General features: G+C 62.7%; 11 protein-coding genes. All 11 read left to right on the top strand.

Annotated features, from left to right (window positions below):
- The first annotated feature begins 49 nt into the window (after positions 1 to 49).
- The gene (flgH, locus tag CAF92_RS18915) at positions 50 to 745 is read left to right on the top strand and encodes a flagellar basal body L-ring protein FlgH (RefSeq protein ID WP_015271238.1); all 696 of its coding nucleotides are present in this window, start codon (positions 50 to 52) and stop codon (positions 743 to 745) included.
- A 12-nt stretch (positions 746 to 757) separates the two neighbouring features.
- A complete protein-coding gene (locus tag CAF92_RS18920) occupies positions 758 to 1,867 on the top strand; it encodes a flagellar basal body P-ring protein FlgI (RefSeq protein WP_015271237.1) in 1,110 nt (369 codons plus the stop codon).
- A gap of 11 nt (positions 1,868 to 1,878) precedes the next feature.
- Entirely contained in the window at positions 1,879 to 3,033 is a 1,155-nt protein-coding gene (gene flgJ, locus CAF92_RS18925) for a flagellar assembly peptidoglycan hydrolase FlgJ (protein WP_046614605.1), read from the top strand.
- Positions 3,034 to 3,045: 12 nt separating this feature from the next.
- Complete coding sequence (flgK, locus tag CAF92_RS18930; RefSeq protein ID WP_085601610.1) at positions 3,046 to 5,079, top strand: flagellar hook-associated protein FlgK; 2,034 nt, start codon at positions 3,046 to 3,048, stop codon at positions 5,077 to 5,079.
- Between the two features lie 13 nt (positions 5,080 to 5,092).
- Positions 5,093 to 6,676 (top strand): flagellar hook-associated protein 3, encoded by a 1,584-nt coding sequence (locus tag CAF92_RS18935; RefSeq protein WP_046614603.1) that lies wholly within the window; start codon positions 5,093 to 5,095, stop codon positions 6,674 to 6,676.
- A 76-nt stretch (positions 6,677 to 6,752) separates the two neighbouring features.
- On the top strand, positions 6,753 to 10,328 hold the full coding sequence (locus CAF92_RS18940) for a glycosyltransferase (RefSeq protein ID WP_085601611.1): 3,576 nt from the start codon (positions 6,753 to 6,755) through the stop codon (positions 10,326 to 10,328).
- A gap of 54 nt (positions 10,329 to 10,382) precedes the next feature.
- Positions 10,383 to 13,130 carry a glycosyltransferase gene (locus CAF92_RS18945; RefSeq protein ID WP_256573770.1) on the top strand — a complete coding sequence of 916 codons (2,748 nt, stop codon included), beginning with the start codon at positions 10,383 to 10,385 and terminating at the stop codon, positions 13,128 to 13,130.
- Between the two features lie 109 nt (positions 13,131 to 13,239).
- A complete protein-coding gene (locus CAF92_RS18950; protein WP_085601612.1) occupies positions 13,240 to 13,938 on the top strand; it encodes a WbqC family protein in 699 nt (232 codons plus the stop codon).
- Positions 13,935 to 14,570, top strand: coding sequence for a class I SAM-dependent methyltransferase (locus CAF92_RS18955; RefSeq protein ID WP_046614599.1), 636 nt, complete (start codon positions 13,935 to 13,937; stop codon positions 14,568 to 14,570). Before CAF92_RS18950 ends, CAF92_RS18955 begins: the two co-directional genes overlap by 4 nt.
- A gap of 36 nt (positions 14,571 to 14,606) precedes the next feature.
- The gene (locus tag CAF92_RS18960) at positions 14,607 to 15,374 is read left to right on the top strand and encodes a hypothetical protein (RefSeq protein WP_046614598.1); all 768 of its coding nucleotides are present in this window, start codon (positions 14,607 to 14,609) and stop codon (positions 15,372 to 15,374) included.
- An 11-nt stretch (positions 15,375 to 15,385) separates the two neighbouring features.
- The gene (locus CAF92_RS18965; RefSeq protein WP_085601613.1) at positions 15,386 to 16,765 is read left to right on the top strand and encodes an FAD-binding oxidoreductase; all 1,380 of its coding nucleotides are present in this window, start codon (positions 15,386 to 15,388) and stop codon (positions 16,763 to 16,765) included.
- The last annotated feature ends 20 nt before the right edge of the window (positions 16,766 to 16,785 follow it).

A 16,785-nucleotide genomic window follows, 5' to 3' on the forward strand; every position in this document is an offset into this window, starting at 1 on the left:
GCAGGCAGCTCTAACCCCGTCACTCCGTTGCACCCGTGAGGTAAGCGTCATGAATCGTCTGTTGTCCGTTTTCGCCCTGGGGGGGGCGGTGTTGCTGGCAGGTTGCGTCGCGCCGACGCCCAAGCCCAACGACCCGTACTACGCGCCGGTACTGCCGCGCACCCCGTTGCCGGCAGCGGCCAACAACGGTTCGATCTACCAGGCCGGCTTCGAGCAGAACCTGTACAGCGACCGCAAGGCTTTCCGGGTGGGTGACATCATCACCATCACCCTTAACGAGCGCACATCGGCCAGCAAGAACGCCGGCTCGCAGATCCAGAAAAACAGCAACGCCAACATCGGCCTGACATCGTTGTTCGGCACCACGCCGAACACCAACAACCCGTTCGGCAGTGGTGACCTGTCGCTGGAGGCCGGCTACAGCGGCGAGCGCGCCACCAAGGGTGACAGCAAGGCCACTCAGGGCAACACCCTGACCGGTTCGATCACCGTGACCGTGGCCGAAGTGCTGCCCAACGGCATCATCGCCGTGCGCGGCGAGAAGTGGCTGACCCTGAACACCGGCGAAGAGCTGGTGCGCATTGCCGGCATGATCCGCGCCGATGACATCGCCACCGACAACACCGTGCCGTCCACCCGTGTGGCCGACGCGCGCATTACCTATTCCGGTACCGGCTCGTTCGCCGATGCCAGCCAGCCCGGGTGGCTGGACCGCTTCTTCATCAGCCCGCTTTGGCCTTTCTGAGTACGGATGACCATGTTCAACGTGAGGCAGCTGATTGCCGCAACCCTGCTCCTGTCCTGTGCCTTTGGCGCCCAGGCCGAGCGCCTGAAGGACATCGCCAGCATTTCTGGCGTGCGCTCCAACCAGCTGATCGGCTACGGCCTGGTGGTGGGGCTCAACGGTACGGGTGACCAGACCACCCAGACGCCGTTCACCCTGCAGACCTTCAACAACATGCTGTCGCAGTTCGGCATCAAGGTGCCGGCCGGCTCCGGCAACGTGCAGCTGAAGAACGTTGCTGCAGTGTCGGTGCATGCCGACCTGCCGGCGTTCGCCAAGCCAGGCCAGGTGGTGGACATTACCGTGTCCTCGATCGGTAACTCCAAGAGCCTGCGCGGCGGTAGCCTGCTGATGACCCCGCTCAAGGGTATCGATGGCAACGTCTATGCCGTGGCCCAGGGCAACCTGGTGGTGGGTGGCTTCGATGCCGAGGGCCGTGACGGTTCGAAGATCACCGTCAACGTTCCGTCGGCCGGTCGTATCCCTGGCGGTGCTACCGTCGAGCGTGCAGTGCCGAGCGGCTTCAACCAGGGCAACAGCCTGACCCTTAACCTCAATCGCCCCGACTTCACCACTGCCAAGCGCATTGTCGACAAGGTCAACGACCTGCTCGGCCCGGGCGTGGCCCAGGCCGTGGACGGCGGTTCGGTGCGTGTCACTGCGCCGATGGACCCGAGCCAGCGCGTGGACTACCTGTCGATCCTCGAGAACCTCGAGATCGACCCTGGCCAGGCAGTCGCCAAGGTCATCATCAACTCGCGCACCGGCACCATCGTCATTGGGCAGAACGTCAAGGTGTCGCCGGCCGCAGTGACCCACGGCAGCCTGACCGTGACCATTACCGAAGACCCGATCGTCAGCCAGCCGGGGCCGTTCTCCAATGGCCAGACCGCCGTTGTGCCGCGCTCGCGGGTCAACGCCGAGCAGGAAGCCAAGCCGATGTTCAAGTTCGGCCCGGGCACCACGCTGGATGAAATCGTCCGCGCGGTGAACCAGGTGGGCGCAGCGCCCAGCGACCTGATGGCCATCCTCGAAGCCCTGAAACAGGCCGGCGCCCTGCAGGCCGACCTGATCGTGATCTGAGGACGGCGCGCATGAACAGCAAAAGCCTGGTTTCTGGCAGTGCCGACAGCGGCGCCTACACCGACCTCAATCGCCTGAGCTCGCTCAAGCATGGCGACCGCGACAGCGATGCCAACGTGCGCAAGGTGGCCCAGGAGTTCGAGTCGCTGTTCATCAGCGAAATGCTCAAGGCCTCGCGCAAGGCCAGCGACGTGCTGGCCGACGACAACCCGATGAACACCGAAACGGTGAAGCAGTACCGCGACATGTACGACCAGCAGTTGGCCGTGAGCATGTCCCGCGAAGGTGGCGGCATCGGGCTGCAGGACGTACTGGTGCGCCAGCTGTCGAAGAACAAGGGCACGCCGGCCAACACCAGCCCGTTTCCGCGTATCGAGGGCAATGCACCGACGTTGTGGGGCAACAAGGTGGCCGAGCCCGTGCATGCCGTGCAGTCGACTGCCACCCGCAACGACGTCGCCGCGCTCAATTCACGACGCCTGGCGCTGCCGAGCAAGCTCACCGACCGCCTGATGGCCGGCATCGTGCCGTCGGCGGCCAGCACCAATACCGCAGCCGTGCCGGCCCGTGACGGCCAGCAAGTGGCCAAGGCCTTCGCCGTGCCGGATAACGGCTTGCGCATCCTCGGGCGCGCCGTGGCCCAGCCACCGCTGGCACCGAAAAAGGCCTTTGCCGACAGCGACGAATTCGTCGCCACCATGCTGCCGATGGCCGAGCAGGCAGCCAAGCGCATCGGTATCGACCCACGCTACCTGGTTGCGCAGGCCGCCCTGGAAACCGGCTGGGGCAAGTCGGTCATGCGCAACACCGATGGCAGCAGCAGCCACAACCTGTTCGGCATCAAGGCAACCGGCAACTGGGAGGGTGGCGAGGCGCGTGCGATCACCAGCGAGTTCCGCGATGGCCAGTTCGTCAAGGAGACAGCGGCGTTCCGCTCCTACGATTCCTACCAGGACAGCTTCCACGACCTGGTCAGCCTGCTGCAGAACAATTCGCGCTATCAAGATGCGGTGAAGGCCGCCGATAAACCAGAGCAGTTCGTGCAAGAGTTGCAAAAGGCCGGGTACGCCACCGACCCGAATTACGCCAGCAAGATCTCGCAGATCGCAAGACAGATGAAGTCGTACGAGCACTACGCAATGCTCGGTACCGCAACGAAACTTTAAGGGCATGGAACCATGGCGAGTCTGATCAACATTGGTATGTCGGGGCTTGGCGCCGCGCAATCGGGGATGTACACCCTCGGTAACAACATCGCCAACGCCGATGTCGAAAGCTACTCGCGCCAGCAGAACGTGCAGAAGACCAAGGGCGGCCAGCAAGTCGGCCAGGTGTTCATTGGCAGCGGTACTACCTTGGCGGATGTGCGCAGGGTCTATAACGCGTTCCTCGAGAACCAGCTGCGCAGCACCACCTCGCTGAGCAGCGATGCCACATCGTACCTGAACCAGATCACGCCGCTGGATACCGCCCTGTCGAGCAGCGACACCGGTATCACCGCTGCATTGAAAAGCTTCTTCAGCGCCATGCAGGATGCTGCGGCCAAGCCGACCGAGGACGCCTCGCGCCAACTGCTGCTGACCAGCGCGCAGTCCCTGGCCAAGCGCTTCAACACCCTGTCGGCGCAGCTCAACCAGCAGAACAGCGACATCAATGCCAACATGGCGTCGATCGCTGACAAGGTCAACGCGCTGACCAAGTCGATTGCCGACCTCAACGGCCAGATCTCCAAGATGACGGCCGTCAATGGCCAGCCCAACGACCTGCTCGACCAGCGCGACGGCGCGGTGCGCGAGTTGTCGGCGCTGATCGGTGCCGATGTTGTAGAGCAGAAGAACGGCAACTACGACATCTACCTGAAGAACGGCCAGGCCCTGGTGCTGGGTAACACCACCCAGACCATCGGCGTGCAGCCGAGCGCCACCGACCCGACTCGCATGAGCCTGATCCTCAATCGCGGCTCGACCAAGATGGACATCACCAGCAGCACTACCGGTGGTGAGCTCGGCGGCCTGATCCGCTACCGCAAGGATACCCTCGACCCGGCGCTCAACGAGCTCGGTCGCGTGGCCCTGGTAGTAGCCGATGCGATCAACAGCCAGCTGGCCCAGGGCATCGACAAGAACGGTGACTTCGGTGCCACCCTGTTCGGCGATATCAACAGCGCCGCGGCCATCAGCCAGCGTAGTGTCGCCAAGACCGGCAACAGCGCAGGTTCCGGCAACCTCGATGTGACCATCAAGGACACTGGCAAGCTCAGCACCAGCGATTACCAGGTGACCTTCACCAGCGCCACTGGCTACAGCGTGCGCAAGCTGCCAGAAGGCACCGACATGGGCAGCTTCGACCTCACCGACACCCCGCCCCCGGTGATCGACGGGTTCACCCTGTCGCTCAATGGTGGCGGCCTGAGTGCTGGCGACAGCTTCAAGATCACCCCGACCCGCAATGCGGCCGCAGGCATCGACACTGTCCTGACCGACCCAAAGCGCCTGGCCTTGGCTTCGCCGCTGACCGCCACCAGCGGATCGGGCAACAAAGGTACCGGCGTCATCACCCAGCCGACGCTGACCTCGGAGATGGACATCTACGATGCCGCCCAACGTTCGCAATTGCAGACTGGCCTGAAGTATTCGACCCCGGTCAAGCTGGTGTTCGGCGATGACACCAGTTCGCCTCAGGCCTACAAGATGTACGACGCCAAGGGTACCGAGATCGGCAGCGGCACCATCGTGCCTGGCCAGGAGAACAAGTTGCAGCTGTCGGTGCCGATGGTCGATGGCAGCGGCAATTCGCTGGGCGGCAATTTCACCTTCGAGATGAGCGTTTCCGGCGCACCGAAGAACGGCGACAGCTATACCGTGGCGCTGACCGGCGCAGGTTCGGCAGACAACCGCAACGCCTTGTCGGTGATCGACCTGCAGACCAAGTCCACGGTCGAGGTTGGCGCCAACGGCAAGGGCATCAGCTTCACCGATGCCTACGCCAAGCTGGTCTCCAACGTTGGCGGCAAGGCCGGCCAGGCGCAGATGGACAGCGATGCAACCACAGCCTTGCATACCTCTGCTGTGGAAAGCCGCAACGGCCTGTCGGGTGTGTCGATCGATGAAGAGACCGGCAACCTGATCAAGTTCCAGCAGTACTATACCGCGTCGTCGCAGATCATCAAGGCGGCCCAGGAAACCTTCGCCACCCTGATCAACAGTCTTTAAGGAGCCGTAGATCGTGAGCGTACGCATCTCTACTTCGCAGTTCTACAACACCAACCAGGCCAACTACCAGAGCAACTTTGCCAAGACGGTGAAGAGCCAGCAGGAGGCAAGCGATGGCATTCGCGTGCGTTCGGCCAAGGATGACCCGGTGGGGGCGGCGCGTCTGCTGCAACTGGAGCAGCAGCAGAACATGCTGAAGCAGTACAGCAGCAACATCGTCAACGTGCGCAATGCCTTGGGCACTGCCGAAAGCACCCTCAACTCCATCGGCACCATCCTGCAGCGGGTCAACGAGCTGGCGGTGAGTTCTGGCAACGGTACATTCACCGATGCCGACCGCAAGGCCAACGCCGACGAACTGGCGTCGCTGGAGGACCAGCTGTTCTCCTTGATGAACAGCAAGGACGAGAACGGCAAGTACATCTTCTCTGGCTCCAAGGGCGATACCCCGCCTTACGCGCGCAATGCCGATGGCACCTACAGCTACCAGGGCGACCAGGGCAAGCTCAACCTGCAGGTGGGTGACATGCTCAGCCTGGCGGCCAATGAAACCGGCTACGATGCCTTCGAGCAGGCGCTGAACACCAGCCGCAGCCAGACCAGCCTGACCGCGCCGGCGACCGACGATGGCCGCGTCAGCCTGTCCAACGGCCAGGTCTCCGGCAACAGCCTGTACAACGATCGCTTCCGCAGTGGCGAGCCGTACACCATCGAATTCCTCAGCAGCACCGAATACAAGATCACCGACGTCGACGGCAATGACGTCACGCTCGAGGCCAGCCAGGGCGGCAAGTTCGACCCCAATGGCGACAACACCAGCATCAGCTTCCGCGGTGTCGATCTGCGCCTGGACATCACCTTCAAGGATGGCGACAAGGGTAATGAAGATGCCGCTATCGCAGGGCATACGTTCAGCCTGAGTTCCAAGGCCGATGAGGTTTCCGGCACCCGTAGCCCCGGCAATACCTCTTCCGAGCAAGTGACGGGCGCGACCATCACCGATGAGGCTGCCTACAAGGCCGCTTTCCCTGGCGGTGGCGCGGTACTCAAGTTCACCGGCAGCAGCACCTTCGAGCTATACGCCGCACCGGTCACTGCTGACAGCCGCCCGGTGGCATCGGGTGCACTGGGCGGGCCGAACGGCACCACCGCCACCGCGGCAGGGGTCAGCTTCGAGCTGTCCGGTGCGCCGAATGCCGGGGACTCGTTCGCGGTCAAGGTCGATACCCACCAGACCCAGAACATCCTCGACACCATCGGCAAGCTGCGTACCGCACTGACCAGCCCGGTGGACAACGACCCGGTGGCGCGGCAGAACTTCCTCGCCGCGCTGGATTCGGCGGTTGGCAACATCGCCAGTGCGACCAACCAGGTGTCGTCGTCGGTCAGTGCGATCGGCGGCCGTGGCCAGGCGCTGGATGTGCAGGCCGAAACCAACGAGGCGCTGAGCACCGAGAACACCAAGACCCAGAGCTCGATCCGCGAAAGCGACCCGGCTGAAGTGATGCTGCGCCTGCAGATGCAGACCAACATGCTGCAAGCGTCGCTGCAGGCCTATGCCAAGGTCGCCAGCCTGTCGTTGGTCAACTACATCTGATTTCACCTCTCTCGCGTCATCCGGCGTGTGCCAGCCCATTCGGTGCTGGTCACGCCACCTCTTCAAGGTCTTCGCCGTGAATCAACAGACCCTCGTCAGCATCGCCATCCCAGCCTTCAACCCCGAGTTTTTCCGCGCCACCTTGCTCAGCGCGCTCAACCAGGATTACTCGACGCTGGAGGTGCTGGTCTGCGATGACAGCCGTGGCCTGGAGATCCAGCGTATCGTCGACGAGGTTGTGAGCCAGACCGGCAAGCCGGTACGCTACGTGCGCAACCCACAGACCCTTGGGTTCGCCCGCAACCTGCTGGCGTGCCTGGAGCATGCTGAAGGGCCGCTGATCAAGTTTCTCTGTGACGACGACCGACTGTTCCCTGAATGTGTCGGCCTGCAGGCCGCGGTCATGGAACAGCATGCCGATGTCAGCATGACCATCTGCCAGCGCATGCTGTGCGCAGCCGACGATGCCTTGCTACCGCCGCGCATGCTCAATGCAGTGATGTGCCCGGAGGATGCGGTAGTCAAGGGCAGCGACTTGCTCGAAGCGTTGGAGACGAACGCACCCAACCTGTTCGGCGGCCTCAGCCATGCACTGATGCGCCGTGACCTGGTGGCCGAGTTCCTGCCGGCGCTGGTGCAGGAGGGCAGCGGGTTTGCCGCGCGCCTGGACATGGCGCTGTACATTTGCCTCATGCGCCGAGGCAATCTGGGGCATCTGTCACGCTTTCTCAGCATGGAGCGTCTGCACCCTGCACGTTTGAGTCACCAGGCAGGCATGACCCTGGCCTTCCCCATCGAGACCGACTGGATAAAGGCAATGCTGGCTGCGCGGGCAAGCGAGGCCGCACCAGCCAGTGGCTGGGTGCGCTATCTGTCACTGGAGCGGTACCAGGGCGAGCAGGGCGCGCAGTGGGACGAATACGAACTCAACCGCCTTTACGGGGCTCAGCAGGCCCGCCAGGCGCAGCAGGTTGGCACTGACTGCCTGTCGTTTGAAGAGGTGTATGCCCAGTGGCTGGAGTGCCGTGACCTGTCGGCTGCACAGCTCAAGGCCCTGCCCAAGCGCTTCGAGCAGTGGGCCCGGCAGCCGCGTATCGTCCCGGTGATCTGGGCCGAGGCGGGTGATGAACTGGCCCTGCGCGCGACCCTCGACAGCCTTGCCGCGCAGTCCTATTCCGCAGCTGGCTGTTGGCTGCTGGCGCCTGCGACGCTGGAATTGGCAGGCCACCCGGTCGGGGTTGAGCGCATGCTGGTGCAGGGTAATGGCCTGGCCCAGTTGCAGGCGCGCCTGACACGCGCCGGCGATGCCGACTGGGTATTGCTGTTGCGCGCTGGCGACCGCCTGGTGCCCCATGCCCTGGCGATCATGGGCGAGCGCATGGCACTTCGCGAGCGGGCCTGTATCTATGTCGACGAAGGTAGCCATGACGGGCTGCGCCCGACAACCCCCATCTTCAAGCCGGACTTCAACCTCGACCTGATGCGCAGCCTGCCGTATGTAGGACGCGTACTGGCATTCAACTGTGCGGCGCTGCGCGAGGTCGGCGGCTTCGACACGGACTTCGATGCCCTGGCACCCCACGACCTGCTCTGGCGTCTGGCGGAAAGCCAGGGCCTGCAAGTCATCGAGCACATCGACGAACTCCTGGTGCATTGCCAGCATGACTTTGGCCAGTGGCTGCGCGACCCGCGTTGCGTGCAGCAGGCGCCACGCGTGGTGCGAGCCCATCTGCGGCGTCTGGGTGTCGATGCCGAGGTTGTCGGTGCCGAAGGCATGTCGTTGTGCCGGGTGGCGTACCGGCACCCGGAGCAAGCCCTGGTCTCGATCCTGGTGACGCTCGGTGACGACCTGAGCGCGGCAATGCGTTGTGTCGAGTCCCTGTTCGAACACACCCAGTATGGCCGATTCGAGGTACTGCTGATCGCCTCGCCGGATACGCCTGCCGACCTGCGTCAATGGCTGCAGGCCATGCAGGGGCTGGGCAGCAGCCAATTGCGGGTGATCGAGGTGGTCAGCGGCAGCCAGCTGGCGCAGTTGAACCAGGCCAGCGAGGCTGCCCGTGGCGACTACCTGCTGATGCTCGACAGCGCCTGCGCCGCCTTCGACCGGCCCTGGCTGGAGCAGTTGATGGTTCAGGCCCAGCGCCCGGAGGTCGGCGTGGTGGCGCCCAAGCTATGTACCCAAAGCGGCGAGATCTTTGGCGCCGGGCTGGTCCTGGGGCTGCATGGTGGTGTCAGCAGCCCGTTCGTTGGCATGCCGGCTGACAGCGGCGGCTACATGCTCCGGCTCAATGCCGTGCAGAACTGGAGCGCGCTTAGCCTGGACTGCCTGCTGGTGCGCCGCGAGCTGTTCGCCACGCTGGGCGGTTTCGATGTGCAGGGACTCAAGGGCGGCCTGCAGGACGCCGACCTCTGTCTGCGCATCCGCGAGCAAGGTTATCTGGCGGTATGGACACCCCATGCGGTGCTCGTGCGCTTCGCCTCGACCCGCGACGTGCGGACCGACAGCCAGCGCAAGGTGCTGGACAAGGACATCTTCCATGAACGCTGGTTGGCCAAGGTTGCCCGCGACCCTGCCTACAACCGCAACCTGAGCCTGAAGATGGCCAGCTTCAACCTTGATGCCGGACAGCGTCGTGGCTGGGACCCGTTCATCAGCCGTGTGCTGCCGTCGGTGTTGGCGCTGCCGATCAACACCTCGGCGGTCGGTCACTACCGGGTGGCACAGCCGTTCACCGAGCTGGAGCGTGCGGGCTGGATCCAGGGGCGGCTTGATTACAGTACCCCGGAGATGATCGATATCGAACGCGAGAAGCCCGATGTGATGATCTTGCAGTGTCGCTACACGGTCAATTCGATCGATGAAATGACGCGCTTCAAGCGCCTGTCGAACGCCCGGCGCATCTACGAGATCGACGACTACATCATCGAGGTGCCGGAAAAGAACGCCCATGCCCGGAACATACCGGCCAACATGCGCGAGCTGGTCAGCCAAGGCATTGCCTTGTGCGACCGGGTGGTGGTGTCGACCCAGCCGCTGGCTGATGCACTGTCGAGCATGCACCACGATATCCGGGTAGTCCCCAACATGCTCGCCGCCCCGCTGTGGGCCGGGCTGGCCAGCGAGCGCCAGACTAGCGCGCGGCCACGCGTTGGCTGGGCGGGGGGCACCAGTCACCGGGGCGATCTGGAGCTGTTGCTGGACGTCATCAAGGCCCTGGCCGACGAGGTCGACTGGGTATTCTTCGGCATGTGCCCGGATATCCTGCGGCCTTATGTGAAGGAATTCCACAAAGGCGTGCCCTTGGCGTCGTACCCGCAGAAGCTGGCCAGTCTCAACCTTGACCTGGCGCTGGCACCGCTCGAACAGAACCTGTTCAACGACTGCAAGAGCAACTTGCGCCTGCTTGAGTATGGTGCGTGCGGTTTCCCGGTGATTTGCACCGACACCAAGGCCTATGACGGCTACCTGCCTTGCACACGGGTGCGCAACAACACCTCGGAACAGTGGCTGGATGCGATCCGCATGCACCTGGCCGACCCTCAGGCCAGCTACCGCCAGGGTGATGCCCTGCGCGAAACGGTGCTGCGGGACTATGTGCTGATGCCGCAGCATTTGCAGCAATGGTCGAATGCCTGGCTGGCGGATTGATTCTTTTCGCGTTCGTTGCGAGCGGGCGCCCAACTCTCCCTTCGAAGGTGCTTTATGGTCGATATCGCAAACGGACCGCGCAGTGATGTAACGGTGGTGCTGCTGGGTCATGATCAGGCCGCTCATCGTGAGCGAGCGTTGCATTACTACCGCCAGGCGGGCATTGCCTGCCTGGCACTGGAAGCCCTTGAAACCCATAGTCCGGGCGCTGTGTGCAGCGCGCGTCTGAGTCAGGCGCTGCAGCAGGTTGCCACGCCGCTGGTCAATCTGGCCCTGGATGCCGACTTCGTGCAAGCTCCGGCACTGGACAGTGCTGCCGACTGCCTGAGTGCCAACCCACTGGCGCTAGGGGCTCAGGGTTACGCCTTGGGATATGTTCCGGGCAATGGTCAAGTGGCTTATTACAAGCTGGGACACGCATTTCCCGCGCAGGAAGGGGAGGGGGCCTCGGCGCGTATTCGGGCGCATGCGTTGGCGAACCAGCCAGCCTGGCGCGCCGTGGTCAGGGTCGAGAGGCTGCGTTCGGTGCTGAAGGATTTGCCGGAGGATCTGGATTTCGCCAGCTGGCGGGTTGCGCTGTCGTTGGCGTTGCTGGCCGACGGGGCCATCATTCAGCTTGATCAGACCGACGTCATCTGTGAATTGGCGCCGCGCACTTTGTCGCCGGTAGCCCGGGAAGAGCAGTTGGTGCGGACTGTGCGTCTGTTGCGTGCGTGGGACGCCGAACGTGATGGTACATGTACCGGCGATGCGGGCTTTGTCGTGCTCAACCGGTTGGTGCGTGGCAGCTACGATGCAGGCGAGCCGCCGTTGCTGTTCACCTCGCGCTGGACCAGTGTGATCGCCGACCCGGACCGCCAGTTCGAACCCCGGCAGTACATTGAGATGCCGTACTACCAGAGGGGCCTGTTCCAGCGCCTGGCGCAGCTCGAGTTCCTCTGCCATGGCTGGCCAACCGGGCAAGAGCACCGTCATGCACTTGAAGGCACCTGGGTGCGTCAGCGTGAACTGCTCGAGGTGCATCCCAATGACACCAAAGAAAGTCTGCAGCAGCGTTACTGGCAGGCCCTGGCATTGGGCTTGTTCAGCCGCGACGTCTGCCAGCGTCTGCTGGCGACCCTGGAGGACGAAGTGCAAGCGGAAAAAGTCCGCGAATTGAGTGCCTGGCTTGAGCGCCTTGACAGCCTTCCCTGTCAGGACGTGCCTGGGTGGCTGGCAACTACTGCCTCGGGACGGCTGTTGCAGGTGTTGGCGGACGCAACGCCAGCGTCCGCGGTGCGTCAACGCGTGCTTGCACAATTGGCCAAGCGGCCCGGCCCGCAAATTGGTTTCGTGGTCGCGGACCTGCAGGACGATGACCTGGCCCTGCAGGCGACCTTCGACAGCCTGCTGGCGGCCGGGCTGCGCAATTTCAAGCTGGTGGTGCTAAAAGCCGGGAAACCGCCGGCCATCACCACCGCGCGGGACACCTTGCATTTCGTCCAGGTGGAACCAGGTAACTGGGTTTCACACCTGAATCACGCGCTGCGCCAGTTGCCGAGTGAATGGGTGATGTTGCTGCAGGCGGGTGACATCCTTGCCGGCGGCGGCCTGCTGCGGCTGCAGTTGGAACTGGGAGAGTCTCCGGCCTGCGATGCCATTTGTGCCGATGAGATACAACGCGATGAAGAGGGGCGTTTGCTGGGTATCATGCGCCCTGGTAGCGACCTCGACCTGCTGCGTAGCCAGCCGGCCCTGATGTCGCGTCACTGGTTGCTTCGCCGCCAGGCTGTACTTGATCTGGGTTGCTTCGATAGCCGTTTCGGCCACGCGCTTGAATACGATCTGTTGCTGCGTCTTGTCGAAGAGCGCGGGCTCGGCGGCATGGCGCACATGGACGAATATCTGGTGATCGGCGGACAGGCGTCGGAGCCGATGCGTTCCGAGACGGTGGACATTCTCGACCGTCACCTGAAACGACTGGGCTATCAGGCACAGGTCAGCGATCAGGGCGCTGCCGGGTTGGCCATCGATTTCCGGCACAACTCGACCCCGCTTGTCAGCATCCTGATGGTTCATGAGGGCGACCGGTCTGCGCTTGAGCGCAGCCTGACCAGTCTGTTCCAGCGTACTCGCTACCCTCGCTACGAGATCGTGCTGATCTGTACCCAGGAGCAACATGGCCTGCTGTCAGACGCACTTCGATCGTTCGCCGGCCGTCTGCGTCTGGTCGCCGCCGAAGTTGGAGAGAACCTGTTCAACCAGGCTGCCCGACACGCGCGCGGTGAATACCTGCTGCTGCTTAGCGAGCGTTGCCAGGTGATCTCCCCGGCCTGGATCGAGGCAATGCTCAACCAGGCACAACGACCGGAGGTTGGGGTGGTTGGCGCGCGCCTGGTCGGCATGGATGGCAGCCTTGCGCATGCCGGTTACGATCTGCTCGCAGGGCCGCGTGTGCATGCACCCTGGGCCAGCTCGCCGGAAGAGCCCGGCAGCCGGGATCACTGGTCTGGCGTCGTGCGTGGTTGCCCGGCGGTGTCGGGGAATTGCCTGATGGTGCGTGCCGGTGTGTTCGAGCAATGCGACGGGTTGCAGGGGAATGTGGCGGCCGATGTCGACCTGTGCCTTGCCGTCACCGCTGCCGGCAGCCTGGTGGTATGGACTCCTCAGGCGCAGCTGATGATTGATGGTGCAGTTTCCCCGGCACCCGAGGAGGCGGCCCAGGCGTTGCTGGCGAAGTGGCCGGGCGCATTTGCCCGTGACGTGGCGATCGATGGTCGGCGGGCCAGTGCCCAAGCAAGCTGGCTGGCGCCGTTCAAGTAGCTGGCGCGGGAATTGCAAAAGCCGGGCAGGAGCCCGGCTTTTTTGTGCCTGGCGGCAAATAATTGACAGGCGTGGCGCCTGGTTTCACGTGGTGTGGACGAGGTTGTGAATGCAAAAGAAAGTGGCTGTGCTGCAGTCCAACTACATTCCCTGGAAAGGGTACTTCGACCTGATCGGCAGCGTCGATGCGTTCATCCTCTTCGATGATGTCCAGTACACGCGCCGCGACTGGCGTAACCGCAACAAGATCAAGACTGCCCACGGAGAGCACTGGCTGAGCATCCCGGTGAAGAACAAGGGGCGCTACGAGCAGTTGATCAACGAAGTTGAGGTCAGTGAGCCTGGCTGGGCGGCTGCGCACTGGAAGACCATCGAAATGAGCTACCGCCGCGCGGCCTGCTTCCAGCAGATGGAAGGGCCTGTCAGGGCGCTTTACGAGCAGGCCGCCGAGCTCACTCATCTTTCGCAAATCAATCACCTGTTCATTGCCGGCCTGTGCCCTCTGCTGGGTATCCGCACACCGCTGTACCGTTCCGAAAATCTGGGCCATGCAACTGGCAAGAACGAGCGCCTCATCCAGTTGTGCCAGGCGGTAGGTGGTACGCACTACCTGTCGGGACCGGCAGCCAGCTGTTACCTGGACGAGACCGCGTTCGCCACTGCCGGTCTTGGCCTGTCGTATATGGGTTATGACGGCTATCTCGAGTACCCGCAGCTGTACGGCGAGTTTCAGCATGCGGTGAGTGTCATCGACCTGTTGTTCAATACCGGCGCCGACGCGCCTGCCTTCCTGGAGCGGCGCCCATGAGCACGACCATTTTGCGAGAAGTCGAACAGTACTATTCCTCGCGCATTCGTGAGCATGGCGCCACTCCGGAAGGAGTTGACTGGAACGGAAGCGCTTCGCAGCACCTGCGCTTCGAACAGTTGCTCAAGCTGGTGTCGCAGGAAGAATGGCAGCGAGGCTTCAGTCTGGTCGACGTGGGTTGTGGCTACGGGGCATTGCTCGACTGGCTGCGCGAGCGCGGCGGCGTAGTGGACTATCACGGCTATGACCTGTCGCCCGAGATGATCGCGTCGGCTCGCGCCAAACACGGTGCGGATCAGTTCACCTGCTTCGAGGTCGCCGACCGGCCCACCCGGACTGCCGATTACGCGGTAGCCAGCGGTATTTTCAATGTGTCACAGCAAACCCCGCGGGAAGCTTGGGAACAATATATTGCCGAGGTGCTTCGCAACATGGATGCCTGCTCGACCAAAGGCTTTGCCTTCAACTGCCTCACCAGCTACTCCGACGCGCCATTCATGCGCGACTACCTGTATTACGGTGACCCGTGCTTCTACTTTGATCTGTGCAAAAGAACCTACTCCAGGCAGGTGGCACTCTTGCATGACTATGGCTTGTACGAATTCACCCTCCTCGTGCGCAAGGCCCCGTGACCTGCCGTTCGACTTCCCTGTTTCCTGGAGATATCCATGCTCAAGAAAGGCTCTACTTCCGTAACCCAGTCCAGCGACAGCCAGCTCGAGGCGCGGGAGCGACTCTGGCAGTCATTTGCCAATGCGCCGCTCGATGACGCCGAAAAAGAGCGCAACCTCGGCCTGTTCATCCGCTCGGCCTCCCTTGCGCGGATGCTGGCGATTTCCGACCTGTACCGCGAGATCGTCTCGCTGCCCGGCTCGGTGCTGGACTTTGGCACATGGCGTGGCCAGAACGCCGTGCTCTGCGAGAATCTGAGGGCCATTTTCGAACCGTTCAACAAACAGCGCCGCATCGCGGCATTTGATACCTTCGCCGGCTACAAATCGCACGCCAGCGACAGCAAGGTGACCAACGAGCACTTCCAGGACGGTTGCTACGATACCGGTAGCGGGTATGCCGATTACCTGCGCCACTTGCTGGCATTGCACGAGAGCATCAATGCCCTGCCACAGGTTTCCAGCGGACATCAGGTGGTCGAGGGTGATATCAAGGATACCTTGCCACGTTTCATCGAGGAGAATCGCAACCTGCTGGTGGCGTTGGCCTTTTTCGACATGAACCTGGAGGGGCCGACCCGCTTTGCCCTGGAACAGATCCTGCCGCGCTGCGTCCCCGGTTCGCAGTTGGTGTTCTTCCAGTTGCAGCGTGATTTTCTGCCAGGCGAGGGTTACGCCTACGTAGCTGAAGTGTTGGGCAAGGTGCGTCACGAGATCAAGCGATCGCAGACCTACCCGTCCCTGTGCATCGTCAAAGTGCTGTAAGAGGGCATGCCATGTTCCTGATCATTGGTAACGGCATGGTTGGCCTGGCGATCGCTGCCGGCCTTTCCCGTTCGGTTCCTGCCGAGCGCATTACAGTGGTAGGCCCGATGTCGCGGCCTTACAGCGCCTCCATGGCTGCTGCAGCCATGCTCAACTCGTTCGCGGAGCTGGAGCCGGGTGCGTTGGACAAACCGCGCGACCGCCTTAAGTTCGAATTGAGCCAGGCTTCCGCGCGGTTGTGGGGGGCGTTTGTCGAAGAGTTCGAGATTCCCGCAGAGCACTACCGGCTGGGTACCGTGCTGGTCAACAACAATGCCTCCAACAGGTTCGAGGACCAGGCGTTTGACGCCATCGCCGATTATCTCGAGGAGTTTGCCGAGCCGTACGAGCGGATCGAGCCGACATTGGAGCCGGCCTATTCGCCGGCTTCGGCCTACCGAAGCCGCAACGCCCTTTTCCTGCCCCGCGAAGGCGTGGTCAATCCCGATGGTGTCATCCAGGCCCTGCAACAGACGTTGGCAAGGCGCGGTGTGCGCTTCGTCGAGGGCGTGGTGGAGTCTCTCGACAAGATCGGAGGCCGAACCTGTGGTGCTCGCCTGACCGATGGCCGAGTGCTGGCTGCGGAACGTCTGGTGCTGGCCAACGGCAGCAAGGCGACCCGGCTGTGGGCCGAAGACGACTGCATTCGGGTCATCAACGGCGTCGGTGCTACTGTCGTTTTGAAGAACCCGGGGATCCAGGGACGTTACGTGCTTCGTACGCCAAATCGAGGTGGCGCCTGTGGTATCTACCATGCGCCGTACCAGGACGATCTGTTCGTGGTTGGAGCGACCAACCTGATCACCACGGTCGACGAACAGGTGCCACGCGCCGAGTCCGTGGCTGCCCTGATAAATGGAGCGATCAACCAGGTCAACCAGATGCACCGTGCCAGCGGTTTCGTGCGGTACAACTTCGGCTATCGACCGGTCAGCCTTGATGGCTATCCGGTAATCGGCCAACTCAATGACAACACCTTCATTGCGACCGGCACGCGGCGGGATGGTTATCACTTTGCGCCTTGGCTGGCCGATAACCTGTCGGCGCTGTTACAGGGACTGCAACTCTCGCCCCAGGCTCGCGCGTATTTCGAATACACCCGGCCACTTCGGCGCGCAATGCTTGATGATTCAGTCGAAGCGTGCTGCCGCAAATACGCGGCAGTCAAATGTTCGGCGCTTTCCCAGCATGGCTATGACGCAGGGCATACCGATGCCGACCAGGCGCTTGAGGGCCACTACTACCAGCGTGCGAGGGATTTCTTTGCCCGTAACGGCCTGGAGAAGGCAGTACAGGTCGAGTTTCTCGATACGCTCATCGGCGGCTACCTGCCGCTGAGCGATTTCATCTGACGCACGCGCTGGAGAATACG

The sequence above is a fragment of the Pseudomonas sp. B10(2017) genome (genome assembly GCF_002113295.1).
Taxonomy (GTDB): Bacteria; Pseudomonadota; Gammaproteobacteria; order Pseudomonadales; family Pseudomonadaceae; genus Aquipseudomonas; species Aquipseudomonas pudica.